This is a genomic window from uncultured Methylobacterium sp. (assembly GCF_964244095.1).
Taxonomy (GTDB): domain Bacteria; phylum Pseudomonadota; class Alphaproteobacteria; order Rhizobiales; family Beijerinckiaceae; genus Methylobacterium.
The window spans coordinates 650-26,318 of the sequence record NZ_CAXTHR010000047.1 but is presented as its reverse complement, the minus strand read 5'-3'; the positions used below and the strand labels follow the sequence as shown (position 1 = coordinate 26,318).

20 protein-coding genes (1 of these 20 only partly in view) are annotated in these 25,669 nt (G+C 72.8%); 12 read left to right on the top strand and 8 right to left on the bottom strand.

The genetic code is table 11. The features are described 5' to 3' along the window. The coding region (locus ACFE86_RS09810; protein WP_375455147.1) for a L,D-transpeptidase at nucleotides 1-230 on the top strand (230 nt) is incomplete at its 5' end. A 180-nt stretch (nucleotides 231-410) separates the two neighbouring features. Here ACFE86_RS09810 and ACFE86_RS09805 read toward each other — a convergent pair. Both ACFE86_RS09805 and ACFE86_RS09800 read right to left on the bottom strand, forming a co-directional pair. Then, a complete protein-coding gene (locus ACFE86_RS09805; RefSeq protein ID WP_375455146.1) occupies nucleotides 411-740 on the bottom strand; it encodes a hypothetical protein in 330 nt (109 codons plus the stop codon). Nucleotides 741-912: 172 nt separating this feature from the next. After that, nucleotides 913-1,401 carry a phasin gene (locus ACFE86_RS09800; protein WP_375455145.1) on the bottom strand — a complete coding sequence of 163 codons (489 nt, stop codon included), beginning with the start codon at nucleotides 1,399-1,401 and terminating at the stop codon, nucleotides 913-915. Between the two features lie 229 nt (nucleotides 1,402-1,630). Here ACFE86_RS09800 and ACFE86_RS09795 point away from each other — a divergent pair, with 229 nt between their 5' ends. The 4 genes from ACFE86_RS09795 (at nucleotide 1,631) to ACFE86_RS09780 (ending at nucleotide 9,205) form a co-directional block, all read left to right on the top strand. Continuing rightward, nucleotides 1,631-4,453: a PAS domain-containing sensor histidine kinase gene (locus ACFE86_RS09795; RefSeq protein WP_375455144.1), complete on the top strand. Its 2,823-nt coding sequence runs from the start codon at nucleotides 1,631-1,633 to the stop codon at nucleotides 4,451-4,453. 292 nt (nucleotides 4,454-4,745) lie between these two features. Continuing rightward, the gene (locus tag ACFE86_RS09790; RefSeq protein ID WP_375455143.1) at nucleotides 4,746-4,976 is read left to right on the top strand and encodes a hypothetical protein; all 231 of its coding nucleotides are present in this window, start codon (nucleotides 4,746-4,748) and stop codon (nucleotides 4,974-4,976) included. 319 nt (nucleotides 4,977-5,295) lie between these two features. Beyond that, nucleotides 5,296-7,245, top strand: coding sequence for an acetate--CoA ligase (gene acs, locus ACFE86_RS09785; RefSeq protein ID WP_375455142.1), 1,950 nt, complete (start codon nucleotides 5,296-5,298; stop codon nucleotides 7,243-7,245). Between the two features lie 253 nt (nucleotides 7,246-7,498). Next, nucleotides 7,499-9,205, top strand: a complete 1,707-nt coding sequence (locus ACFE86_RS09780; protein WP_375455141.1) for an MFS transporter — start codon at nucleotides 7,499-7,501, stop codon at nucleotides 9,203-9,205. Between the two features lie 105 nt (nucleotides 9,206-9,310). Here ACFE86_RS09780 and purH read toward each other — a convergent pair whose 3' ends face one another. The 3 genes from purH to ACFE86_RS09765 all read right to left on the bottom strand — a co-directional run bounded on the left by purH (nucleotide 9,311) and on the right by ACFE86_RS09765 (nucleotide 13,907). After that, nucleotides 9,311-10,915, bottom strand: coding sequence for a bifunctional phosphoribosylaminoimidazolecarboxamide formyltransferase/IMP cyclohydrolase (purH, locus tag ACFE86_RS09775; RefSeq protein ID WP_375455140.1), 1,605 nt, complete (start codon nucleotides 10,913-10,915; stop codon nucleotides 9,311-9,313). 72 nt (nucleotides 10,916-10,987) lie between these two features. Then, entirely contained in the window at nucleotides 10,988-12,802 is a 1,815-nt protein-coding gene (locus tag ACFE86_RS09770) for a heparinase II/III family protein (RefSeq protein ID WP_375455139.1), read from the bottom strand. A 160-nt stretch (nucleotides 12,803-12,962) separates the two neighbouring features. Next, a complete protein-coding gene (locus ACFE86_RS09765; RefSeq protein WP_375455138.1) occupies nucleotides 12,963-13,907 on the bottom strand; it encodes a metal ABC transporter substrate-binding protein in 945 nt (314 codons plus the stop codon). Nucleotides 13,908-14,151: 244 nt separating this feature from the next. Between ACFE86_RS09765 and ACFE86_RS09760 the strand changes: the two genes are divergently transcribed. Then, a complete protein-coding gene (locus ACFE86_RS09760; protein WP_375455137.1) occupies nucleotides 14,152-14,658 on the top strand; it encodes a Spy/CpxP family protein refolding chaperone in 507 nt (168 codons plus the stop codon). A gap of 221 nt (nucleotides 14,659-14,879) precedes the next feature. Next, a complete protein-coding gene (locus tag ACFE86_RS09755) occupies nucleotides 14,880-16,691 on the top strand; it encodes an ABC transporter ATP-binding protein (RefSeq protein ID WP_375455136.1) in 1,812 nt (603 codons plus the stop codon). A gap of 151 nt (nucleotides 16,692-16,842) precedes the next feature. Here the strand turns inward: ACFE86_RS09755 and speB are convergent, their stop codons facing one another. Continuing rightward, the gene (speB, locus tag ACFE86_RS09750; RefSeq protein WP_375455149.1) at nucleotides 16,843-17,790 is read right to left on the bottom strand and encodes an agmatinase; all 948 of its coding nucleotides are present in this window, start codon (nucleotides 17,788-17,790) and stop codon (nucleotides 16,843-16,845) included. A 353-nt stretch (nucleotides 17,791-18,143) separates the two neighbouring features. On the opposite strand from speB, the gene rpsT reads away from it, so the two are divergent. The 5 genes from rpsT to ACFE86_RS09725 all read left to right on the top strand — a co-directional run bounded on the left by rpsT (nucleotide 18,144) and on the right by ACFE86_RS09725 (nucleotide 23,800). Further along, the gene (gene rpsT, locus ACFE86_RS09745; protein WP_375455135.1) at nucleotides 18,144-18,416 is read left to right on the top strand and encodes a 30S ribosomal protein S20; all 273 of its coding nucleotides are present in this window, start codon (nucleotides 18,144-18,146) and stop codon (nucleotides 18,414-18,416) included. A gap of 531 nt (nucleotides 18,417-18,947) precedes the next feature. Then, a complete protein-coding gene (dnaA, locus tag ACFE86_RS09740) occupies nucleotides 18,948-20,435 on the top strand; it encodes a chromosomal replication initiator protein DnaA (RefSeq protein WP_375455134.1) in 1,488 nt (495 codons plus the stop codon). Nucleotides 20,436-20,753: 318 nt separating this feature from the next. Continuing rightward, nucleotides 20,754-21,872, top strand: a complete 1,119-nt coding sequence (gene dnaN, locus ACFE86_RS09735; RefSeq protein ID WP_375455133.1) for a DNA polymerase III subunit beta — start codon at nucleotides 20,754-20,756, stop codon at nucleotides 21,870-21,872. 32 nt (nucleotides 21,873-21,904) lie between these two features. Then, nucleotides 21,905-23,041 (top strand): DNA replication/repair protein RecF, encoded by a 1,137-nt coding sequence (gene recF / locus ACFE86_RS09730; RefSeq protein ID WP_375455148.1) that lies wholly within the window; start codon nucleotides 21,905-21,907, stop codon nucleotides 23,039-23,041. A gap of 171 nt (nucleotides 23,042-23,212) precedes the next feature. Then, nucleotides 23,213-23,800, top strand: a complete 588-nt coding sequence (locus ACFE86_RS09725; RefSeq protein ID WP_375455132.1) for a histidine phosphatase family protein — start codon at nucleotides 23,213-23,215, stop codon at nucleotides 23,798-23,800. A gap of 184 nt (nucleotides 23,801-23,984) precedes the next feature. Here the strand turns inward: ACFE86_RS09725 and ACFE86_RS09720 are convergent, their stop codons facing one another. Both ACFE86_RS09720 and ACFE86_RS09715 read right to left on the bottom strand, forming a co-directional pair. Continuing rightward, nucleotides 23,985-24,704, bottom strand: coding sequence for a hypothetical protein (locus ACFE86_RS09720; protein WP_375455131.1), 720 nt, complete (start codon nucleotides 24,702-24,704; stop codon nucleotides 23,985-23,987). Between the two features lie 107 nt (nucleotides 24,705-24,811). Further along, on the bottom strand, nucleotides 24,812-25,669 hold the 3' portion of the coding sequence (locus ACFE86_RS09715) for a nickel/cobalt transporter (RefSeq protein WP_375455130.1). 111 nt of this gene lie beyond the right edge of the window; 858 of the gene's 969 nt are visible here — the last part of the coding sequence; its start codon lies off the right edge, out of view; the stop codon is at nucleotides 24,812-24,814.

The following is a 25,669-nucleotide window of genomic DNA, read 5'->3' as shown; positions in this document are numbered from 1 at the left end:
TGATCGCCCGCCGCCCCGACCTGCCGCGCTACATGGCCGGCGGCATCGAGAACCCCCTCGGCGCGCGGGCCATGTACATCGGCAACACCGAGTACCGCATCCACGGCTCGAACGAGCCGGACACCATCGGTCAAGCGGTCTCCTCCGGCTGCATCCGGATGACCAACGACGACGTCACCGATCTCTACGAGCGCGTGAAGGTCGGCGCCAAGGTCGTCGTGCTGAACTGATAGCCTCGCCGGCCGGCGCCGGTCCGGCATGGCCGCGTCGTCCGGAAGGGCGGCGCGGCCTTTGTCGTTTGCTGGCCATGTTCGCGGGCCCTGCGCGCCGTCCGGCGCGTGGCGGCGGCACAGCCTGCCGCCGGCCGACGCGCAGGGCCGCCTCCGACGCCGCGCGAGCGCCGCGCGGCATCAGGGCACTACGCGTCCGACCACGGTCTGAGCCGGGCTGAACGGGACGATCGGCATGTCGCAGAAGCAGCGCGCACCGAGGGGACGCGGGTCGGGAAGCGGGCAGGAATACGGCTGCGGGCCGGACAGGCCCTGCTGCACCGCATCGCAATTCAACCCGACCGCGCGGGCCGGCGCCGGACGGGCGCGGCGCTTCGGGTAGGCCGGGCGCGCGTCCTCGTAGTCGTCGTAGCCGCGGCGCGGCGGCCCGCCGTCGTATTGCGCCCATGCCGCCTGCACGGGGAGCATGGCGAGGACGGCGGTGAGGCCGAGGCTGGTGATGTGTCGCATGGCGTCCCTGTCCGCGGATCGTCGCGCCCCCAAAGGCGCGGGTGGCGCAGCCATGCTCGCCCAAAGCCGGCGAAAACGAGACGGCCCGCCTCCGATGGGGTGGAGGCGGGCCGTCATGCGGTGCCCGCGGCCCCCGCCCACCCGGGCGATGGCCTTGCCTTTCGTCGGCGTCTCAGTGGCTCGCCCTGTCGGCGGCGGTCTGGGCGTCGTGCGCGGTCTGCTTGGCGGCATCCGCGCCCTGCTCCATCGCCTTGCGGGCCTGGTCGGCACTCTCCTGCATCGCGGACTTGGCCCGCTCGGCGCCCTGCTGCATCGCGCTCTGGGCGAGGCCGCCGAACTCCTTGGCCTGGGCCTGGATCGCCGCGAACTGGCTGCGCACGAACTCGGCCTGATGCTGCATCGCCTCCTGCATGTCCTTCGAGCGGACGAGCTTCTGCGCGAGATCGAGGGCGGCGTTGACGTTCTGCTCCGCGTACTCGAAACCGCGGGCGGAGACGTCCTGCGCGTTGGTGCGGGCGACCTCGGTCGAATCCTTGACGGTGTCGGCGGTGCGGCGGGCGGCGCCGATGAAGCTGTCGAAAGCCTTGCGGGCCTGATCGACGCTCTTCTCGGCAAAATCGCGCATCTCGGTCGGGACTTCGTAATTCGGGGGGTTGCTCATCGCTCGTCTCCTCTCGATCTTGCCTGTCGATGCATCGTTGTGCACTGCACAATAGCACGGGAATCAGCGTATGCCACCTCTGCCGGGTGCATTAACGTTGATGCGCGGTAAACGTGTGACGGGGGGGCGGAAGGTCCAGCACCCGGCCGGATTCGGCTTACAATAAGCGCCGTGGCCGTCATATTTTTCGTGCGGAACGGGCCGGATGGCGGCTGATGGGGTCGGATCGTTGAACGGGAGCATTCGCACGGGTCTCGACGACGCGCTGGCGGCCTGGGCGCACGAGCCGATGCTCGCCGCGACGCTCGCCGGTTCGGCGAGCGCCCACCTCGTCCTCGACGGCGACGCGACGACCGTCCTCCACGCCTCGGCCGCGGCCGACACCCTCGCCAGCGCCGTCACGGACGCCGGCGGGACGCTGGCGCCCCGGCTCTCGGGCCAGATCCGCGCCGCCGGCGGCACGGCCAAGCCGCGGCTGGTCCGGTTGCGCCTGGACCCGCGCCGGATCGCGCCGCCGACCGCGTTCCTGCTTGCGCGGCGCGAGATCGACGGCGGCGCCCTGCTCCTTCTCCTCGCCGCCGGCCCGTTGCCCATCCTGCGCCCGCGCGCGGCGCCGACCACGCCGCGCGGCCGCGCGGCGGCGACGGCCGGCCCCGAACCCGAGCCGACGCCCGATCCCGCCAGTCCGGCGGCCGGCGACCGCTTCGTCTGGCGCAGCGACGCCGACGACCGCCTCACCGCGATCTCCGGACCGTGCGCGGCGCTGCTCGCGCCCGTGCTTGCCGGCCGGAGCTGGACCGGGCTGGCGCGGGCCGGGCGGCTCACCGGGGCTGAGACGTTCCTGTCGGCGCTCGGTGAGCGGCGGACCTTTCGCCTCGCGCCGGCCGTGCTGGACCTCGGCGCGTCGGGCGCGCTCACGATCGCGATGTCCGGGGCCCGCCTCGGCCGCGGCGACGAGGCGTTCTCGGGGTTCGGCGGTTACGGCGTCGTGCGCACGGTCACGGCCTCTCCCGCCGTCGCCGCCGAGCCGCCGCAGGTGCCGGTCGGAGCCCGGACCGCCGAGCCGGAGTGCGGCGCACATCCGGACTCGGCCATCGCGGTCGATCGATTCGAATCCGACGCCCCCGTAGCGGATGCGGACCGCCCCGCCGCCGTTGCGCTGCCCGATACCCGCCTCGCTTCGTGGCCGCCCGCGCTCCTCACCGCCGTCCGCTTCGGCGGGAGCTGGACCGGCAAGACGTTGGGCGGCAAGGCGTTGAGCGACGAGGCGTCGAGCGACGAGGGAGCCGTGCCCGTACGATCCGAGCCGGTCCCGACGCCGGCACACGGCCCGGTAGATCCGCCCGAAGCCGCCTCGGCCGTAGCGCCGGACTCGGTCTCCGCGGCGCCCGTGCTCGTGGCTAACGCCCCGCCGCAGGTGCCCGCCGAGCCTCCGGCCGCCGCGCCCGCGGGGCCGGACGCGGCCCTGTCGGTCACCGAGCATGCCGCCTTCCGCGAGATCGCGCGCGCGCTCGGCGCCCGCTACGCCTGGGACGATGCAGCCGATGCGCCGGCCGAGCACGGCGGGGGCGCCGTCGTGATGCCGTTCCCGGTCGCCAGGGCGGTCGAGGCCGAGCCGCCGGAGGCGCGACCGGAACCCTTCGCCGCCGCGCTCCCGGAACATCGGCTCCCGCAGGATCTGCTCCTGGAAGACCTGCCGACGGCCGTGCTGATCCACCGGGGCGACGCGATCCTGGCGGTCAACCGGCTGCTGCTCGACCTGACGGGGTATGCCGACCTCGCGAGCCTGCGCGAAGCCGGCCTCGGGCACCTTTTCCGCGGGCTGCCGCCCGGCCGGCAGGGCACGGACGCAGCCGCGTCGCAGGCCCGGGGTCGGACGCTGCTGATCGGGACCGCGGGCGGCGCCAGCCGGCCCGTCGCGATCGAGCACGGACCGGCGCTCTGGCAGGGCGAGCCGGCCGATTGCCTGATCCTGCGCGCCGCCCCCGAGGCCGACCCTGCCGGCGCGCACGCGGCCGAGCGCCTCGCCCGGACGGTCCGCGACGACCGCGCGGCCGACGCGCGGGCGGTCCTCGACGCCCTCGACGACGGCGTCGTCACCCTCGATCCGGCCGCCCGCATCCTCGCGATGAACCGTGCCGCCGCCGCCCTGTTCGCCTGCGACCCCCGCGAGGTCGTGGGCGCCGGCTTCGACACCCTGTTCGAGACATCCCAGCGCGAGGCGGTCCGCGCCGGCCTCGAGGGTCCGGGGACGCAGACCCAGGCCGTCGCCGCGGGCGGCAGGCCGCTGGATCTGCGCGTCTCCGGCCACGGCGGCACCCGCGTCGCCGTCCTTCGCCCCGTCGCCGACGCGGCGCGGACGGGCGCGGACGGCCTCGCCCGTCCGGCCTTCCTCGGGCGCCTCGACGGCGCGATCCGCGCACCGGTCGAGGACATCGTCGGGCTCGCCGACGGCCTCCTCGCGAAGCCGCACGGACCCATCGACGATCGCGACCGCGCCGCCCTTCGCGAGATCACGGCGACGGGTCACCACCTGCGCGGCCTCGTCGCGGATCTGTTCGCGCTCGCCACCATCGAGGCCGGCGGCCTCGCCCTCGCGGTCCGGCCGCTGCCCCTGAACGACCTCGTGTCGGGCTGCGTCGAACGTCTCCAGGCCGAGGCCGCGCGCGGGCGCATCGTCCTGCGCACGAGCTTCGCGCCCGACCTCGCACCGCTGGAGGCGGACGAGCCCTCCCTGCGGCAGGCCGCGTCGATGGTGATCGCCGACGCGATCCGCGCCACGGGCGCGGGCGGCCAGGTCATCGTCTCGACGACGCCGGGCGAGCGCGGCGGCGTCGCGCTCAAGGTCCGCCGCACCGGGCCCGGCATGAGCCCGGAGGAGATCGCGCGCGCGCTCGAACCCCTCGGTGCGGACCGGGGCGCCGGGCTCGGCTTGCCGCTGACCAAGGCCCTGGTCGAGGCCAATCACGGGCACCTGCGCATCTCGAGCCGCAAGGACGAGGGGACGCTGGTCGAGATCCTGCTGCCGGACCCGCGATCCCGGAGCGCCTGAGGGCGGCATTCCTCGACGCGGCCCATAGGCGGAACGGCCCGGCCCATCCCCGTGCGGGCCGGCGCGACATTGACAGGGCTTTGTCACGTGGCGCCTCAGAGCCCGCGCGCAGGGTTTCCGGCAACGACGTGGCGAAACCCTGCGCGGCGGCGATTGAGGAACGTGGCAGGCCATGCATACGGCGACGCCGTTGACTATGTAGGGATACGGAGGGTTTTGGCGACGTCCGGTTGATCCCTCGCATTGCGGACGTGGTCGAGGGTTTCTCCCCGGCCAACGAGGGATTTCCCTGATGGCAGACCCGGTGACGATGGATGAAGCCCAGGAGCGTGAGGCCCGGATCGAGCGTATGCTCGCCGAAACGCGCAAGTTCGTCGAGGAGGGACTTAAACTCCAAGCCGAGGCGCGGAAGCTCAATCGCGAAGCGTCGATCGCCCCATGGCAGGCCACCTTCGCCGGGTTTGGTGCCGGTGCTGCCATCGTCGGCGCGTTGGTCGCGGTGCTCAAGGTGTTCGGACCGTGACGCCGGACCGCCTGCGCGGATGCCTAGGCCTCCTCCGCTGGTCACAACGGGGGCTGACCCAGGCCCTGGACTGCGATGATCGCGCCCGGTGCGCCGCCGAGCCTCGGACAGTGCTCCGATCCCCGTGAGCGTCGCCGACGGAGCGGCTTGACAGCCCGCGACAGCCACGCCTAGCAAGACCCACATTGCGCTCAACCTAGATCGCGGTCCGGAGGGCGCTTGCGGCACTGCTCCGCCCGCGCCTATGACGATCGTTGGAAGCCCCGGCTGCGCGGATGAACCGCGATACGATCGGGCACCGGACCAGGGAAGACGCGCGATGGACGGGAAGGTCGTCGAGGTTCAGGATGCGTGGCGCACGGGCGCCCACGTCGACGATGCCAAGTACCGTGAGATGTACGCGGCCTCGATCGACGATCCGGAGACGTTCTGGGCCGAGCACGGCAGGCGCATCGATTGGATGACGCCGTTCTCGACGGTGAAGGATACGAGCTTCGCGCCGGGCAAGGTCTCGATCAAGTGGTTCGAGGACGGCAGGACCAACGTCGCCTACAACTGCGTCGATCGTCACCTTGCAACCCGCGGCGACCGGACCGCGATCATCTGGGAGGGCGACGACCCGGGCGAGTCGAAGCACATCACCTACCGCGAGTTGCACGCGCAGGTCTGCCGGATGGCCAACGTCCTGCGCAACCGCGGCGTCGCCAAGGGCGATCGCGTCACGATCTACCTGCCGATGATCCCGGAAGCCGCCTACGCGATGCTCGCCTGCGCGCGGCTGGGGGCGGTGCACTCCATCGTGTTCGGCGGCTTCTCGCCGGATTCGCTGGCCTCGCGCATCGAGGGCTGCGCCTCGAAGCTCGTCATCACCGCCGACGAGGGCCTGCGCGGCGGCCGCAAGGTGGCGCTGAAGGCCAACGTCGACGCGGCCATCGCCAGGCTCGGCAAGGACGCGGTCGACCACGTCGTCGTCGTGCGCCGCACCGGCGGCGCCGTGGCGATGGAGCCGGGCCGCGACGTCTACTACCACGAGGCCGCCGCGCAGGTGACCGACGATTGCCCGGCCGAAGGCATGGAGGCGGAGCACCCGCTCTTCATCCTCTACACCTCCGGCTCGACCGGCCAGCCCAAGGGCGTGGTCCACACCACCGGCGGCTACCTCGTCTACGCGGCGATGACGCACGAGTACGTTTTCGACTACCGCGAGGGCGAGGTCTACTGGTGCACCGCCGACGTCGGCTGGGTGACGGGCCACAGCTACATCGTCTACGGGCCGCTCGCCAACGGCGCGACGACGCTGATGTTCGAGGGCATCCCGACCTACCCATCGAAGTCCCGCTTCTGGGACGTGGTCGATAAGCACAAGGTCAACATCTTCTACACCGCGCCGACCGCGATCCGCGCTCTGATGGGCGGCGGCGAGGGCCCGGTGAAGAGGACCTCGCGGGCCTCGCTCCGCATCCTCGGCTCGGTCGGCGAGCCGATCAACCCGGAGGCCTGGGACTGGTACTACCGGGTGGTGGGCGATGCGCGCTGCGCCATCGTCGACACGTGGTGGCAGACCGAGACCGGCGGCATCCTGATCGCGCCGCTGCCCGGCGCGACGCGGCTGAAGCCGGGCTCGGCGACGCGGCCGTTCTTCGGCGTGCGGCCGGCGATGGTCGATGCCGAGGGCCAGGTGCTGGAGGGGGCGTGCGAAGGCAACCTCTGCATCACCGATTCCTGGCCGGGGCAGATGCGCACGGTCTACGGCGACCACGACCGCTTCGAGCAGACCTACTTTTCGACCTATCCGGGCAAGTACTTCACCGGCGACGGCGCGCGGCGCGACGCGGACGGCTATTACTGGATCACGGGCCGCGTCGACGACGTGATCAACGTCTCGGGCCACCGCATGGGCACGGCGGAGGTCGAATCCTCCCTCGTGGCCCATTCCAAGGTCGCCGAGGCCGCGGTGGTCGGCTACCCCCACAGCCTCAAGGGCCAGGGCATCTACGCCTACGTCACTCTCAACGAGGGCGAGGAGGGCGACGACGCCCTGCGCAAGGACCTCGTCGCCTGGGTCCGCAAGGACATCGGCCCGATCGCCTCGCCCGACCTGATCCAGTTCGCTCCGGGCCTGCCCAAGACCCGCTCGGGTAAGATCATGCGCCGCATCCTGCGCAAGATCGCCGAGGACGACTTCTCCGCGCTCGGCGATACCTCGACGCTGGCCGAGCCGGCCGTCGTCGAGGACCTGATCGAGAACCGCCAGAACCGGGCGGGGTGACGGCGGGCCCGGCGCGGCGGCGGGACGGTCCGCGCACCGGTTACAAACCGCCTCCAAATCGCCGGCCCGGCGGTTCCGACCGTTGGGGCGGGCTGACGTGTACGCTAACGTTGGCGTGTTCGCGCCTGCCGGGCGCAGGATCGGGTCACTTGGCCCGGTCCGGCCGGATGGGACCGGTGGCCCCGCGCAAACCAAAATCGGAGCCTGCCCAAGCAGGACATCCGAGGCATTCAAGATCTGGAGGATCGCAACGATGGCTGTGGCAACCGCAATACCACGCGCAGGGGACGCCGCGCGGCCGATGACCTCGGCCGAGAAGCGCGTGATCTTCGCCTCGTCGCTCGGCACCGTGTTCGAGTGGTACGACTTCTACCTCTACGGTTCGCTCGCGGCGATCATCGGAGCGCAGTTCTTCTCCGCATACCCGCCGGCAACGCGCGACATCTTCGCGCTGCTGGCGTTCGCCGCGGGCTTCATCGTGCGCCCGTTCGGCGCGCTGGTGTTCGGCCGCGTCGGCGACCTCGTCGGGCGCAAGTACACCTTCCTCGTCACCATCCTGATCATGGGCCTGTCGACCTTCATCGTCGGCATGCTGCCCAACGCCGCCACCATCGGCATCGCGGCGCCGATCATCCTGATCGTGCTGCGCCTCGCGCAGGGGCTCGCGCTCGGCGGCGAGTACGGCGGCGCGGCGACCTACGTCGCCGAGCACGCGCCCAACGGCCGGCGCGGCTTCTACACGAGCTGGATTCAGACGACCGCGACGCTCGGCCTGTTCCTGTCGCTGCTGGTGATCCTGGCGACGCGCTCGTTCACCGGCGAGGAGGCGTTCAGGGAGTGGGGCTGGCGCATCCCGTTCCTGGTTTCGGTGCTGCTCCTCGGCATCTCGGTCTGGATTCGCATGCAGCTCTCCGAGTCCCCCGCCTTCCAGAAGATGAAGGACGAGGGCAAGACCTCGAAGGCGCCGCTCACCGAAGCCTTCGGCCAGTGGAAGAACGCCAAGATCGTGCTGATCGCCCTGTTCGGCCTCGTCGCGGGCCAGGGCGTGGTCTGGTACACCGGCCAGTTCTACGCGCTGTTCTTCCTGCAATCGATCCTGAAGGTCGACGGCTACACCGCCAACCTGCTGATCGCCTACTCGCTCCTGCTCGGCACCGGCTTCTTCGTGTTCTTCGGCTGGCTGTCCGACAAGATCGGCCGCAAGCCGATCATCCTGGCGGGCTGCGCCATCGCCGCGATCAGCTTCTTCCCGGTGTTCAAGGGCATCACCGCCTACGCCAACCCCAAGCTCGAACAGGCGATCGAGCGGGTGAAGGTCACGGTGGTGGCCGACCCTGCCGAGTGCGGGAACCTGTTCAACCCGGTGGGCACCCGCGTGTTCTCGGCGCCCTGCGACCTCGCCCGCGACTTCCTCTCGAAGTCCTCGGTGAAGTACGCCACCGAGACCGGCCCCGCCGGCCAGCCGACGGTGGTGAAGGTCAACGACGCCGCCGTGCCGTTCCCGGCCGGCACCCCGGCCGCGGACTTCAACAAGGCCACCACCGCGGCGCTCCAGGCCGCGGGCTACCCGAAGGCGAACGACGCCGAGATCGTGAAGATGTCGAGCCCGCTTGACATCTTCCGGCCGCAGGTGGCCAGCGTGATCGGGCTGCTGTTCGTCCTCGTCCTGTTCGTGACGATGGTCTACGGGCCGATCGCGGCGATGCTGGTCGAACTGTTCCCGACCCGCATCCGCTACACCTCGATGTCGCTGCCCTACCACATCGGCAACGGCTGGTTCGGCGGCCTGTTGCCGGCCACCGCCTTCGCGATGGTGGCCCAGACCGGCGATATCTATTATGGCCTCTGGTACCCGATCGTCATCGCCGTCGCGACGGTGGTGATCGGCGTGTTCCTGGTGCCCGAGACTAAGGACCGCGACATCTTCTCGGACATGGACGCGCCGCCGGTCCGGCGCTGACGCCCCCGACCTGCGCCGGTTCGCCGGCGCAGGTCGGTCCTGGCCCGGAACGAAAAGGCCCCGCCGTCGGCGGGGCCTTTTCCATGTCCTTCCGTCCCGCCCGGCTCAGTGCCGGAAGTGGCGCACGCCCGTGAACACCATCGCGAGCCCGGCAGCGTCCGCGGCCGCGATCACGTCGTCGTCGCGCATCGAGCCGCCGGGCTGGATCACCGCCGTGGCGCCGGCCTCGGCCGCCGCCATCAAGCCGTCGGCGAAGGGGAAGAACGCGTCGGAGGCCACCACTGCGCCCTTGGCGAGGCTCTCGGCGAGCCCCAGGCGCTGCGCCCCTTCGCCTGCCTTCCAGGCGGCGATGCGGGAAGAGTCCACCCGCGACATCTGCCCGGCGCCGATCCCCACCGTGGCCCCGCCCCTGGCGTAGACGATGGCGTTCGACTTGACGTGCTTGGCCACGCGATAGGCGAAGCGCAGGTCGGCGACCTCGGCCTCCGAGGGCGCGCGCTTGGTGACGACCGTGAGCGTCATGTCGTCGACGCTCACGGTATCGGCCGCCTGCACCAGGAGCCCGCCCGCGACGCTGCGAACCGAGGTAGCGTGCCCGTTCAGGGGCGGCAGTCCGCCGGCGAGCAGCAGACGGAGGTTCTTCTTGGCGCCGACAATGGCGACGGCCTCCTCGGTGGCGTCCGGCGCGATGATGACTTCGGTGAAGATCTCGACGATCTTTCGCGCGGCCTCGGCGTCCAATGTCCGGTTCAGAGCCACGATGCCGCCGAACGCCGAGGTCGGATCGCAGGCAAGCGCCTTCTCGTAGGCGTCGAGCAGGCTCGCACCTTCGGCCACGCCGCAGGGGTTGGCGTGCTTGACGATCACGACCGCCGACGTGCGCGCGGGGTCGAACTCGGCGACGCAGCCATAGGCCGCGTCGGTGTCGCTGAGGTTGTTGTAGGAGAGTTCCTTGCCCTGCACCTGTCGCGCGCTGGCGATGCCCGGCACCGGCGCACCGGGCTGACGATAGAAGGCCGCCCACTGGTGGGGATTCTCGCCGTAGCGCAGCGTCTGGACGAGACGGCCGCCGAACGTGCGATACGTCGGCAAGCCGTCCTCCTGTCCCTCGACCTCGTCGTCGAGCCAGTTGGCGATGGCGGAGTCGTAGGCGGCGGTGCGTGCAAAGGCTTTTTGGGCGAGCCGCCGGCGCGTAGCGCCGCCGAGAGTGCCGTCGTTCTTCTCCAGTTCCGTCAAGACGCGGGCATAGTCGGCGACCTCCGTCACCACGGCCACGTCCGCGTGGTTCTTGGCCGCCGCGCGGATCATCGCCGGGCCGCCGACGTCGATGGTCTCGACGCATTCGTCGTAGCTGCCTCCCTTCGCCAGCGTGTCCTCGAACGGGTAGAGGTTGACCACGAGGAGGTCGATGGCACCGATGCCGTGGGCGGCGAGCGCGGCCTGATGCTCGGGGTTGCCGCGCACTGCAAGCAGGCCGCCGTGCACGGCCGGGTGCAGGGTCTTCACCCGCCCGTCCATCATCTCGGGAAAGCCGGTGAGCGCGGCGACCTCGGTCACCGCCAGGCCCGCCGCGCGCAGCGCCCGGCGGGTGCCGCCGGTGGAGACGAGGTCGATGCCGTGGGCCGCCAGCCCCCGCGCGAAATCGACGAGGCCGGTCTTGTCGGAAACGGAAAGGAGCGCGCGGGAGACCCGCACCCGATCATGCGACATCGGTGGTCTTATTGTTCTCGACGATCGGTCGCGCGGTAGCACGGATGCCGCCCGCCTTGCCAGCACGGGCGCTCAGGCGGGCGCAGCCCCGCCGGGACGCGCGGCGGCGACCGTCCGGTCGCGCCCCGGCGCCGAGGCGCGGCGCTCGAACGACCAGCCGACCTGGGCGTCGTCGTGGACGGCCAGATGCAGCACGATCTGGTCGGTGCGCTGCGCGCCGGTGAGCCCCGCGAAGTAGACGCTCTCCTCGATCCGCATCTCGGCGCCCTCGGCGCGGAAGATCCAGACCTCGCCCAGCGGCGAGGACAGTTCGAGCCCGTCGGCTTCCGCGCGCACCGCGATCGCCGGGTGGAGGTGGAAGCGGATCGCCACGTCCTGCGTGCGCGGGCGGCCCTTCGCGGCCGCTTTTCCGGTCGCCTTGCCGGTGGTCTGGCCGGTGGTCTGGCGCAGGAACGCGTCCCGGCCGTCGAGCCGCCCGTCCGCGCCCGAGAGCTGCCAGCGCCGCTCGTGGACGATCCCGAGGTCGCGGGCATAGCCGTCGTGGCGGGCGGCAAGCACGATGGACGCACCCTCGTCGCGGCGCTCGGCCTTCACCGCCCCGGGGCCGCGCAGGACCACCGGGCCGAGGCGCCCGGTCAGCCAGCGCGCGGCGACGCGCTCGCCCCACCATCCGCCGCTGCCGAGGAAGCGGCAGGAGGAGGCGTCGGCGACGCAGGCCGTCGAATGGGCCGCGGTGGTGCGCGCGAGCCGCCGCAGTTCCGGCCCGCTCGCCGGCAGGCCGCAATTGATCACGATGCGCTGCGGGCCGCTCGACATCTCGAAGGCGAGGCAGCCGGCGCCGGCATTGAGCGAGTACGGCAGCGGCGGCGCCGCGCCGACGTCGGCGACCACGACGATGCGCCCGCCTTCCAGCCGCTCGTAGCCGGAATGCGGCGCGTGCATCATCGGCTGCGCCAGCGCCCCGTCGTAGACGAGCAGCGTCGCGAGGTGGTCGGCCGCCGTCGCGCCCATGCCGTTGAAATGGCTGAGCGAGGCGTCGGCGTGGCGCAGGAGCCGCAGCAGCGGCAGCATCCGGTCGATGGCGCGCAGCAGGGCCTCGGGCGGCTCGACGCTGCGGCTGAGATAGCTCTGGCGCAAGGGGAGCAGGTCGAGGAGCAGTTCCATCGCGAAGCGCGGATCGCGCGAGCGGTGGCCGCCGTCGGGCAGGATCTGGCGGTCGAGTTCCCGCGCCAGGATGCGGGTGGCGCGCCGCAGGATCGGCTGGATGCCCTCGCAGCACAGCCCGGCAAAGCACAGCGCCACGGTCGCGTTCAGGCGCCATTGCGGCGGCACGCCCCGGCGGAGATCCCGCTCCAGTTGCTGCGCGGCCCGCGCGAGCGCCTTCAGGAACGCCTGATAGAACGCGTGGTCCGCGCCCTCCAGCACCAGCGGCGACTGGCTCAGGAACGAGATCAGCCGGCGCGCGGCGACGGGCGTCCGGCGGGCGAGCGCCGGCTCGCCGCGCCCGGCCATGAAGTCGGCCACGAACGCGCGGGCGTTCGCGCGGGCGAGCGCCGTGTCGGCGGCGCGCAGGTGCCGGAGCCAGCCGAAGCCGTAGAGTGCGTCCGCCCATTCCGGCGAGGGCGGGGTGTAGTCGAACGGCGAGCCGCCGCTCACCGCCAGCGAGCGGCCGGCGAACACGAACAGCCCCGCGTAGATGTCGTCGGCAAACGTCGCGTCCGCGGTGCGCAGGTCGTGCGGCGCGATCACGAGGCCGGTCACCCGGACGCGGGCGAGGAGGTCCGGCGGCGCGGTGAGGCGGGCCGAGGCGGCGCGCGCCGTCCGCGCGATCTCGCGCCCGACGAGCCGATAGAAGCGCCAGCGATCAGCCCCCCAACGCACGCGCATCCCCCGAAGGCCGGCGCGCGAACACCCGGCCGGTCTCTCTCGCGATCAGGCTAGAGCGGGCGTCTTAACCAGCGGTTAAGCATATGCCCAGGGGTGGAGCGATGCGGGATGCGCCTGACTTGAAAACCGGGGATGCCGGGGACGCCGCCTGCTCCGTGCCTCATCCCGGCCCGAGCGCCGCATCGAACGCGCGCAGGTTGCTGCGCATCATGTCGAGATAGGTCGGCGCCGGCCCGGCCGGTCCCGAGAGCGCGTCTGAATAGACCTTGCCGCCGATCCGGGCGCCGCTCTCGCGCGCGACCTGCTGCATCAGGCGCGGGTCCGCGATGGTTTCGATGAACACCGCCGGCACCTTGTCGCGCCGGATCTGCCGGATGATCCGAGCCACGTCCCGCGGACTCGCCTCGCTCTCGGTGGAGACCCCCTGCGGCGCCAGGAACGCCAGCCCGTAGGAGGCGCTGAAGTAGCCGAAGGCGTCGTGCGTGGTGATCACCCGCCGGTGCTCCGGCGCGATCCGCGCGAGGGTCGTGCGGATGTCGGCATCGAGGGCGTCGAGCTTGGCGAGGTAGGCTCCGGCATTGCGGGCATAGTCGGCGGCGTGGCCCGGATCGGCTCGGGACAGCCCGTCGCGGATGTTGGCGACGTAGACCTTGGCATTCGCCACGTTCTGCCAGGCGTGCGGGTCGGCGGTCTGCGCCTCGCCGCCGCCGCCCCCGGCACCGTGGTCGTGGTCGTGCCGGGCGGCGATGGTCGCGACGCCGGCCGAGGCGACGACGACCGGCGCCTTCGAGCCCGACGCCCGGATCAGCCGGTCGAGCCAGCCCTCGAAGCCCAGCCCGTTGACGACGACGACGTCGGCCGCCGCGAGCATGCGCGAATCGCCGGGCGCGGGGCTGTAGCCGTGGGCGTCGGCATCGGGCGCGACGAGGTCGGTCACCGCGACGGCGTCGCCGCCGACCTGCCGGACGAGGTCGCCGAGGATCGAGAAGGTCGCCACCGCCCGCAGCCGCTCCGCCGCGCCGGCCGGGAGCCCCTGGACGAGCAGGCACAGCGACAGGGCGAAGACTCGGGCGAGGCCACGGTGCGCTGCAATGCGGGTTGCCATCGTCGAAGCTCCTCAGCGATCCCGCGACGCTGGTAATGCAACACTGTTACATCTCCAAACCTTCATCCGGGGAAAGCCTTCATTCAGGGAAAGCCTTCGTCCGGGAAAAGCCTGGGCCCCGGACACGACGGGCGAACATGGACGCGTTGTCATCCGCGGGACAGCGGGACGACAGGCGGGCGCGGCCATGCTGACGATCGGGCGCCGCCGGTTCCGGCGGTGCCGCGCCAGGATGGAGACCGACATGGCCGGACGTACGATCAAGGGTGCCCTCGCCGCCGGCCTCGCCGGCCTGGCCCTCGTGGGCGCCGTCGCCGCACGCGACGGCGAGGGCGGGCCGTTCCACTATGGCGGCGGCCAATGGAGCCGGTTGTCGCCGGAGGATCGCGCGGCCTTCGCCGACGCCCGCATCGCGGCGCTCCACGCGGGCCTGCGCCTCACCGCGGACCAGGACACGCTGTGGCCGCCGGTCGAGGCCGCGATGCGCGACCTCGCCGGCCAGCGCCGCGCGCAGAGGGCCGCGATCCGCGCCCGCATGGACGCGGACGCGCCGGCCGCGCTCCGCGCGATGGCGGACGCCGCATCCGCCCGCGGCGCGGCCCTGGGCAGGCTCGCCGACGCCTCCGGGCCCCTCTACGCCACCCTCGACCCGGACCAGAAGCGCCGCGCGACGATCCTGGCCTGGCCGATGCGCGGGCCCGGCTGGCGCCACGGCGGCCGGCACGAGCACGGCCCCCGCGACGGGGACTGATACCGATCGGCGACGAGCCTTGCGCAGCGTCGATCGGCCCCCGCGACTGTGGGGCGGCGGTCTTCCGCCGGGTGCGATGTTTCCGACCATCGGTCGGGATCATCGCCGACCGGCATGAGCCGTCCCGCGCTTGATCCGCGGCGGCGGGGGCGGCACACCGGCGCCACCGCCGCCCCGGCGGCGATGGCCCGGCCCTTCGCCCGGACGACGCGGAACCCGCGATGGCGCGCCTCAAGGGCGACACGATCCCCCTGCTCCGCCGGCTCTGGCGCGAGTGGCTGTCGCCGCACAGGGGCACGCTGGCGGTGGTGCTGGTGCTGATCGCGCTGGTCGGCGCCGCGACCGGGCTCTATCCGGCGCTGATCAAGGGCGCGTTCGACGCCTTCGAGGCCAAGGACTCGGGCGCTCTCGCCTACGGCCCGCTGATCGTCGTCGTCGTCACCGCGGTGCGCGGCTTCGCGCTGTTCGGGCAGACGGTGCTCACCAACCGCGTCGTCACCCGCGTCGAGGCCGACATGCAGGCGGCGCTCTACGGCCACTTGATCGATGCCGATCTCGCGCAGCTCGGCCGCGAGAGCCCGGCCGCCTTCACCCAGCGGTTCACCACCGACTTCGCCTTCATCAGGGAGGCGCTGACCCGCATCTCGACGGTGCTGCTGCGCGACGTGGCGATGCTCGTCGGCCTGATCGCCGCCCTGGTCTGGATGGACCCCGTCCTGACGCTGGTCGCCGCGGTCACTGTGCCCTTCGTCGCCGGGCCGATCGGCCGGATCGGCAGGAAGCTCCGCCGTGTCTCGACGACGACGCAGGAGCAGATGGGCGCCACCGCCAGCCTGATCTCCGAGAGCCTCCAGGGCGTGCGCATCGCCAAGACCTACGCGATGGAGGGCTACCTCAAGGGGCGCGCGGCGGAGGCGCTGGACGGGGTTCGCCGGCTCAAGATGAAGGCCGCCAACGCCCGCGGCCGGCTCGACCCGCTGCTCGAGGTCGGCGGCGGGCTCGCGGTCGCGGCCGTGCTGATGCTCGTCGGCCGGCGGGTGATGGCGGGCGAGCGCACGGTGGGCGACTTCACGGGCTACGTCGCCGCGCTGCTGCTGGCCGCACAACCCGCCCGCGCGCTCGGGACGCTCAACGCGATCCTCCAGGAGGCGGTGGCTGCCCTGACCCGCTACTTCGCGATCATGGACGAGGCGCCGACGATCCGCGAGGCGCCCGGCGCCGTGGCGCTGGCGGCCGGCCCCGGCGAGATCCGCTACGAGAACCTGCACTTCCGCTACCGGCCCGACGCCCCGGCGCTGGAGGGCATCGACCTCACCGTGCCGGCGGGCTCGACCACGGCGCTCGTCGGGCGCTCGGGTTCCGGGAAATCCTCGCTGCTGAACCTCGTGCCGCGCCTCTACGACGCGACCGCTGGCCGCGTGACCATCGACGGGCAGGACGTCCGCGCGGTGACGCTGGCGTCGCTGCGCGCGGCCGTCGCGGTGGTGTCGCAGGAGGTGGTGCTGTTCGATGACACGATCGCTGCCAACATCGGCTTCGGCCGCCCCGGCGCGACGCGGCCCGAGATCGAAGCGGCGGCGGAGGCGGCCGCCGCCCACGGCTTCATCGCGCGCCTGCCGGAAGGCTACGATTTCCGCGTCGGCTCCGGCGGTGGGCGGCTCTCGGGGGGCGAGCGCCAGCGCGTCTCGCTCGCCCGCGCCTTCCTCAAGGACGCGCCGATCCTGCTCCTCGACGAGGCGACCTCGGCGCTCGATTCCGAGTCCGAGCGCCTCGTGCAGGGTGCGCTCGTCCGCCTGATGCGAGGCCGCACCACGCTGGTGATCGCCCACCGCCTCTCGACGGTGCGCGAGGCCGACCTGATCGTGGTGATGGAGGCCGGCCGCGTCGTCGAGACCGGCCGCCACGACGCCCTGCTCGCCACGGGCGGCGCCTATGCCCGCCTGTACCGGATGCAGCGGTCGGACGACGCACCGGAACCGGAGATCCGGGCGCCGGCGCCTATCGATCGGGCCGACATCGTCCCGCGTGCCTGATCCACCCGGGTGGTGCCGGCTCGACCTCGCCACGACCCTGCCGGGGCCGCAGTTCCACGCCGGCAACGCCCTCGACGGTGCCGCGGCCGGGCGAGACCCGCGCATCGGCCGCAACCGACCGCGTCCCGACCGCGCGACCGGCGACGATCCGTCAGCCGGAGGCCGCGGCGGCCCGGCGCGTCGCGACCGCATCGGCCAGCAGGCACAGGATCTCGAAGGCGAGCTGGCCGCCGGTCAGCGCCGTGAGGCCCGACGGGTCGAGCGGCGGGGCGACCTCCACGAGGTCCGCGCCGACGAGGTCGAGGCCGCGTAGCGAGCGCAGCAGGGTCAGCGCCTCGCGGGTGGTGAGGCCGCCGATCTCCGGCGTGCCGGTCCCCGGCGCGTAGGCCGGATCGAGGGCGTCGATGTCGAAGCTGAGATAGGTCGGCCCGAGCCCGACGACGGCGCGGGCCTCGGCCGCGACCTCGGGCATGCCGCGGGCGGCGGCCTCCTCCATCGTGACGATGCGGATGCCCTGCGCGCAGGCCCAGTCGCGCTCGGCGGCGGCATCCATGCTGCCGCGGATGCCGATCTGCACGCACCGCTTCGGATCGAGCACGCCGTCCTCCACCGCGCGGCGGAAGGGCGTGCCGTGGGTGAGCCGGGTGCCGCCGTACTGGTCGTCGTCGGTGTCGCTATGGGCGTCGACGTGGACGAGCCCGAGCGGCCGGTCGCGCCCCAGCGCACGCAGCACCGGATAGCTGACCAAGTGGTCGCCGCCGATGCCGAGCGGAACGATGCCGGCGGTCCTCAGGTGCAGGATAGACGCCTCGATCCGCCTGCAGGTCTCGCCCGCGTCGATCGGGTTCACCGGCACGTCGCCGAGGTCGGCGCAGGCCGCGAGCGCGTAGGGCGCGATGCCGGTGGCGTGGTTGAGGCCCCGCGTGCCGGTCGAGGCCTCGCGCACGCCCCGCGGTCCCAGCCGCGCGCCCGGCCGGTTGGTGGTCGCGCCGTCGAACGGGATGCCGACGAGGCCGATCTCGACGCCCTCGGCCGTCGCCGGATCGCGAATCGGCAGGCGCATGAAGCTCGCGACGCCGGAAAATCGCGGTGTCTCCATGCCCGAGGCCGGCCGAAAGCGCGCGATGCGCGCCGCATCCGCCTCGCTCACCCTGTGCGCCACGGCCCGTCCTCCCCCGATCACCTCATCATCTGGCGGCCGAGGCGCGCGAGCAAGCCGGCGCGGCCGGCATCCCGCGTCCTCGGCCGGCGCCGCCCTCAAGGGGCGTCGCGGCCGATGATGCCCGGCACGGCGCGTTGACGGCGCGGCAGCGCGTGGCTATAGAGCCGGCTTCGCCGGGAGCCTGCGCTTGCGCATGGGCTCGGCCTCGTCATTCGCCCACGCCCTGCACGCGTCGACCGATCCGCGGCCGTTCGAGCCCTTCGGTGCCGCCCTTTGATACGAGGATGCCCATGGCCAACACCGTGTCGGCCAAGAAAATGACCCGCAAGATCGCCAAGCGCACGGCGATCAACCGTTCGCGCCGCTCGCGCATGCGCACCTTCGTCCGCAAGGTCGAGGAGGCGATCGCCACCGGCGACCAGACCAACGCCCTCAGCGCGCTCCGCGCCGCCGAGCCGGAGATCATGCGCGCCGCTCAGCGCGGGATCGTTCACAAGAACAGCGCCTCGCGCAAGGTCTCGCGCCTCGCCGCCCGCGTGAAGGCCCTCGCCGCCGCTGCCTGACGGCCGCCCTCCGTACCCATCGCGACGACAAAGCCCGGCCTTCGCGCCGGGCTTTGTCGTGTTCGTGATGGCGATCCTCGACCGTTCGGGCCTCATGGACGTGCCTCTCGGCTGAGCCCCTCGCGCTGCGGCGGTGCCGCCGACGCCCGCCGCGAAGCGTTAACGCTGTTGCAACATCCCGCCGATTGCGCATGCTTCGGGGCCGGCGTGGCTTAACAGAACATCACCGTATCCGAGCAACGGCACAGCATCGTCCGCACCTGCGGGAATCATACGCCGAATCAATGTCGTATCGCCGCGTCGCTCGACGCGTATCGCCGCGCGCTTGTACCGCTCAGGGCTGTCCCCGCAAGTCCCACTGTTAAAACTACCGTAGGCAATTGTTGATAGGCTCCTCAAATCGACGGACATCCTCGTCCACTGGGTTGACTCTCGTCGGTTTCTGCGCCCCGCCCATGTTCACGGGGTGTTCCAGCGTGCGTACGCTCCGTCGGCGGGTCGCCCGTCCTCGGCGCGAGGAGAGTGTCAGTGATGCGTGTCGACGAATGCGTTGCGGGCGGCGGTGGCGGCAATGGCGGGGGCACGGGCGGCGCCGAGAGCGCGGCCGCCTGGGCGCGGGTCAAGCGCCGGCTGCGGGCCGAGCTCGGCGAGGACGTGTTCGCGAGCTGGTTCGCGCGCCTGGAACTGGATTGCGTCGTAGCCGGTACCGCCCGCCTCACGGTGCCGACCCGGTTCCTCAAGAGCTGGATCGAGTCGCACTACCTCGACCGGGTGCTGAACACCTTCAAGGCCGAGGTCGAGGAGGTCGGTCGCATCGAGGTCGGCGTGCGCGGCGCCGGCGCCCCGGTCCGCGCGGTCGCGCCCGGCGCCCCGAAGCCCGGCCTCGTCAGCGGACCGCTGGCGCGCCTCCACGCCGCCGGCACGCCGGCGCCGATGCCCGCCCCCGCGCCCGACCTGCGCGCCGAGATCGCCGGCGAGCTCAACGGCGCGCCGCTCGACGCGCGCCTCACCTTCGCGAACTTCCTGCTCGGCCGCTCCAACGCGCTGGCGCACGCCGCCGCCGACCGCGTCGCCCGCCACGACGGCGAGGGCGCGCTCTACAACCCGCTCTACTTCCATGCCGGCGTGGGCCTCGGCAAGACGCACCTGCTGCACGGCATCGGCCACGCCGCCCGTGAGGCCGGCCGCCGGGTGATCTACCTCACCGCCGACCGCTTCATGTACGGCTTCGTCAACGCCCTGAAGACGCAGAACGCGCTCGCCTTCAAGGAGCGCCTGCGCGGGATCGATCTCCTGATCCTCGACGACGTGCAGTTCATCCAGGGCAAGTCGATCCAGGCCGAGTTCGGCCACACCATCAACGCGCTGATCGATGCCGGCCGGCAGGTGGTGGTCGCCTCCGACCGCCCGCCGACGGAACTCGAGGCGCTGGACGAGCGCGTGCGCTCGCGGCTCGCCGGCGGCCTCGTGGTCGAGATCGGCAGCCTCGACGAGCAACTGCGCGCCTCGATCCTGTCGGCGCGGCTCGCCGCCGTGCGGCTGGCGCATCCGAGCTTCGAGGTGTCGCCCGCGGTGGCGACCTACGTGGCGCGGGCCATCACCGCCAACGGCCGCGACCTGGAGGGCGCGGTCAACCGCCTGCTGGCGCACGCCACGCTCACCGGCACGGCGGTGACGATGGAGACCGCCGAGACCGCGATCCGCGACCTCGTGAAGAACCGCGAGCCCAAGCGTATCAAGATCGAGGACATCCAGAAGCTCGTCGCCTCGCGCTACAACGTCTCGCGCTCCGACATCCTGTCCGAGCGCCGCACCGCCGCGGTGGTCAAGCCGCGTCAGATCGCGATGTACCTGTCGAAGGTGCTGACGCTGCGCTCGCTGCCCGAGATCGGCCGCCGCTTCGGGGGCCGCGACCACACCACCGTGCTGCACGCGGTGCGCAAGATCGAGAAGCTGATCGGCGAGGATTCGGTGCTCGGCGACGAGGTCGAATTGCTGAAGCGCATGCTTCAGGATTGACCGCAGCACCCTCCCCCCTCTGCGGGGGAGGGTGGCCCTCGGCTCACGCGAGGGTCGGGAGAGGGGAGCGCCGTATCCGGAAGCGGCGCTCCCCTCTCCCGACTTAGCTCGTGGGCCACCCTCTCCCGCAGAGGGGAGAGGGACGCGGATTGGGTCGTTCTAAATCCCTGACGCCGCCCCAACCGCGCCTGTGCGGCGGCGAAATCGCGCCCTTGCGTTCGCCGCGGCGCTTCGCCAAGCTGAACGGCCAATCTCCGAACCCGACCGCCGGCCGCGGCGGTGCTTGGAGCACGGTCCTTCGAGCATCAGAGTCAAGCGATGAGAGTCACTGTCGAGCGCGCGGCCCTCCTACGGTCGCTCGGCCACGTGCACCGCGTCGTCGAGCGGCGCAACACGATCCCGATCCTGTCGAACGTGCTGCTGCGCGCCACCGAGGGCGGCCTGCAACTGCGCGCGACCGACCTCGACATCGAGGTGACCGAGACGGTGGCCGCCGACGTGTCGGACCCCGGCGCCACCACCGTGCCGGCCCACGTCATCTACGACATCGTGCGCAAGCTCCCCGACGGCGCGCAGGTGTCGCTGGAGACCGGCGGCGAATCCGGCCAGATGACGATCCGCTCCGGCCGCTCGCGCTTCGCGCTCGGCGCGCTGCCCGAGGGCGACTTCCCGGATCTGGCCGCCGGCGAGTTGCCGCACGCCTTCGAGATCGCGGCAGCCGACCTCAAGCGGCTGATCGACAAGACCCAGTTCGCGATCTCCACGGAGGAGACGCGCTACTACCTCAACGGCATCTACCTGCACACGATCGAGGCGGAGGGGCTGAAGCTGCGCGCGGTCGCCACCGACGGCCACCGGCTGGCCCGCGTCGAGATCGCGGCGCCCTCAGGCAGCGCCGGCATGCCGGGCATCATCGTGCCGCGGAAGGCGGTCGCCGAGATCCAGAAGCTCGTGGACGACGGCGGCGAGAGCGTCGCCGTCGACCTGTCGCCCGCCAAGATCCGCCTGCGCTTCGCCAGCGGCGTCACCCTTATCTCGAAGCTGATCGACGGCACCTTCCCCGACTACCAGCGCGTCATCCCGGCGGGCAACGACAAGCGCCTGACGGTGGAGCGCGAGGCGTTCGCGCGCGCCGTCGACCGGGTCTCGACGATCTCGTCCGAGCGCGGCCGCGCGGTGAAGCTCGGCCTCCAGGACGGCCGCCTCGCGCTCTCGGTCAACAACCCGGATTCGGGCAGCGCCACGGAGGAGCTCGACGTCGATTACGAGGCGGGCAGCCTCGATATCGGCTTCAACGCCCGCTACCTGCTGGACATCACCGGCCAGCTCGAGGGCGACACCGCCCTGTTCAAGCTCGCCGATCCGGGCTCGCCGACGCTGATCCAGGACCGCGAGGGCGCCTCGGCGCTCTACGTGCTGATGCCGATGCGGGTGTGAGCGAGACGCTGGTTCCGCAGACCGGAGCCACGATCGCGGACACGAGCGACGGGGAGGCCCAGCGCCTCACCCGCCTGACCGCCCGCGACTTCCGCAACCACGCCGACCTCGACCTTCCCCTGAGCGCGCGCTTCGTCGCCCTCGTCGGCGAGAACGGGGCGGGCAAGACCAACGTCCTGGAGGCGGTCTCGCTGTTCGCGCCCGGCCGCGGCCTGCGGCGGGCCGAGTTCTCGGCGATGGCCCGCACCGGCGGTCCGGGCGGCTTTGCCGTGTCGGTGACGCTCGCCCGCGACGGGGCCGAGCACCGCCTCGGCACCGGCTGCGAGCCGCCGGGCCTCGACGGGCGCACCGGCCGGCTCTGCCGGATCGACGGGGCCGGCGCCTCCTCGCCGGTCGCCTTCTGCGAGTTCCTGCGCGTGGTCTGGCTGACGCCGGACCTCGACGGGCTGTTCCGCGGCCCGGCCGGCGACCGGCGCCGCTTCCTCGACCGGCTGGTGCTCGCGGTCGATGCCGCCCACGGCGCCCGCGTCTCGGCGATGGAGCGGGCCCTGCGCTCGCGCAACCGCCTGCTGGAGGAGCGCCCGAACGACGGCCAGTGGCTCGACGCGATCGAGCGTGAGGCGGCCGAACTCGGCGTCGCCGTGGCCCTGGCCCGCCGCGAGACCACCGAGCGCCTCGACCGGCTGATCGCCGAGGGGCGCGACGACGCACAGCCCTTCCCCTGGGCGGCCTTGCGGCTGGAGGGCGACCTCGACGACCTCGTCGCGGTGTGGCCGGCGATCGAGGCCGAGGACCGCTTCCGCCTCGCGCTCGCCCGAGGGCGCCACCGCGACCGCGCCGCCGGCCGCACGCTGATCGGCCCGCAGACCACCGACCTCGTGGTCCGCCACGGCCCCAAGGACGTGCCGGCGGGCAGCAGTTCCACCGGCGAGCAGAAGGCCCTGCTGATCGGCCTCGTGCTGGCCCACGCCCGCCTCGTGCGGGCGATGAGCGGCATCGCCCCGCTGATCCTGCTGGACGAGGTCGCCGCCCATCTCGACCCGCGCCGCCGGGCCGGGCTCTTCGAGGCCCTCGATGCGCTGCCCGGCCAGGTCTGGATGACCGGCGCCGACCCGGCCGTGTTCGCGCAGGCCGGCGACCGGACCGAGGTGCTGCGGATCGGCCCGTAGTGCCGGCGGCCGGGCGTCGCCCTTTCCGCGGCGCGCCTCCGGCGCCACATGGCGCGCGGACGGTCGCTCAGGTACGCCCCGGGACGCACGGAAAACGTGTCGGAGCCCTTTCCCCTGATCTCGCCGCCGCTTATCGCGGATCCCGCATCCCCCCGAGCCCCTTCGAGCCTCATGCGAGAGAACACCCGTATCGTCTGCATCCGCCACGGAGAATCGACGTTCAACGCCGCGCACCGGCTCGGCGGCGGCGACCCCGGCCTCCTCGACGCCCGGCTGACGCCGCGCGGGCGGGCCCAGGCGCGGGAGGCCCGGGAGCGCCTGAAGGGCATCCCGTTCGAGCTGGTGGTGGTGTCGCCCCTGACCCGGGCGATCGAGACCACGGCGATCCTGTTCGGCGAGCACCCGAGCCGGCCGCGCGTGCTCGTCGAGGTGCTGCACCGGGAGTGCCAGGAGAGCAGTTGCGACGTCGGCCGGGCGGCCTCGGAGATCGCCGCCGAGTTCCCCCACCTCGACGTCGGGCACCTGCCCGAGGTGTGGTGGCACGCCGAGCCCGGCTGCGAGGTCGGCGGCTACCCGGTCGAGCCGCGCCACCTGTTCGACGCCCGGGTCGCCGCGTTCCGGGAGTGGCTGCGGGCGCGGCCGGAGCGGACCATCGCCGTGGTCGGCCACGGCACGTTCTTCTACCACCTCACGGGCACGTTCCTGGAGAACTGCGCCACGATCGCGCTGGACCTCGCGGCCGAGCCCGCCACGGCCTGATCGGCTGGGCCCTGTCCAGGCCGCTTCCTCCAGCCCATCCCCCTCATCCTGAGGTGCCGCGCAGCGGAGGCCGCGAAGGAGCCCTCCTTCGAGGCCCGCTCGCGCGGGCGCCTCAGGATGAGGGGACAGGGTGGGGGATCTCGGCGCGCGGTACTGGTCGCGGCCTCCGCGCGGATCCGATCGATCAGGCGGTCGCCACGGCCGCCCGCGCCGCGTCGAGCCGGACGCGGGCGCCGACCGGGTCGATCTCGGGCGCCTGCCGGCCGACGCCGAGGGTCCGGTCGAGGACCGCGCAGGCCCGCGCCCAGGTGTCTGGCACGAACGGCGCGGCGCCCTCGGCGACTTCCGCGGCGCAGCGCGCGTCCTCGGCGGCCCGCAGCGCGGCCGTGGCGGTGCGCGCGACCGCGGCCGTGAGCGCGCCCGCGCGCCAGCGCCGCGCCCGGGAGGCCGCCTGCGCCAGCGCGCCGCCGCGCCACGCGGCCGCCTTCGCCGCCGCCAGCGCGGACGACAGGTCCGACGCCCCGGCGCAGGCCTGCGCGTGCCCGGCCATGCCGGCCGCCGCGCAGAGCGGCGCGAGGATCTGCCGCACGCTCTCCAGGGCGAGGCACCGGGTGCGGGCGGCCTCGACCTCCGGCCGGTCGGCGCTCCCCGAGAGCCGCAGCACGAACGCCATCAACTGCGGCCGCGCGGCGTCGGGCATCGCGTCGTTGAGGCCGAGGGCGTAGGCGGCGATCGGCCGCGAGAAGCAGGGCGGGCAGTCGGCGCTGGAGCGGATCGCCTCGTAGGGCAGCCCCGCCGCGACGAGCGCCGCCTCGTTGATGCAGGTGCCGCCGTCCGGCCCCGGGAAGGGATGCGACCCGGCCAGCAGCCGCCAAGTCAGGATTCTCTGGAAGTCCGCGTGCATCCCGCGTCTCGGTGATCCGGCGGTGCAGCGTGGCACGCCGAGGGCTGGATGGCGAGGGCCGGTCACGCCGGTGCGTCGCGGAGAACGCGACGCGAAGCCCGAAAGAATCAGCCGCCGAGATCGAGGGCGAGGCCGGCGAGCATCGCGATCCCGAGCACCAGCACGAAGGCCCCGGCCAGGAGCTCAAGGCCGCCGAGGGCCAGCACGCCGGCCCGCCCCCGGCCTCCCGCGAGCCGGAGCGCCGCGCGCTTGGCGAAGACCGCGAGGCAGGCGAGCGCGGTCGTGGTCAGCGCGGTGCCCACCGCCATCGCCAGCACCGCCAGCACCCCCGCCCCGGCCACGCCCTGCGAGACGGCGAAGACCAGCACCAGCACCGCCCCGGCGCAGGGGCGCGAGCCCGCAGCCAGCACCATGCCCGCCCGCTCGCGCCAGGAATCGGCCGCGTCGAAGGCCCGCGCGTCGGGGAGATGGGCGCAGCCGGGGCCGCAGGGGGCGCCGAGATTGGCGAGGCGCCCGGCCTTGCGCCACGTCAGCGCGAGCCCGACCAGGGCGACGAGGGAGAAGCTCGCGGTCTCGATGAGGTGTCCGGCGCGGGTGATGCCCGCGGCGGTGGCGTTCAGGACGAGGCTGCCGACCCCGACGATCGCGCCCGCGACGAGGGCCTGGAGCAGGGCTGCACACAGGCTCAGGGCGCAGCCGCGCCTCAGCGCCCGCTCCCCCGCCAGGATGTAGCCCGCGATCACCGCCTTGCCGTGGCCGGGGCCGGCCGCGTGGAAGACCCCGTAGGCGAAGGCGAGGCCGACCAGCGGCCCCCAGTCGCCGCCGCCCCCGAGGGCGGTCACGGCCGCGTTGAGGCTGCGCGCGAAGCTCGCCTGCAGGGCCAGGATCACTCCGCCGAGGCCCGTCGCGGCGGGGGCCGCCTCGCGAAATCCGATGCCGAAGGGCGAGCGCGGGGGCGGCACGGC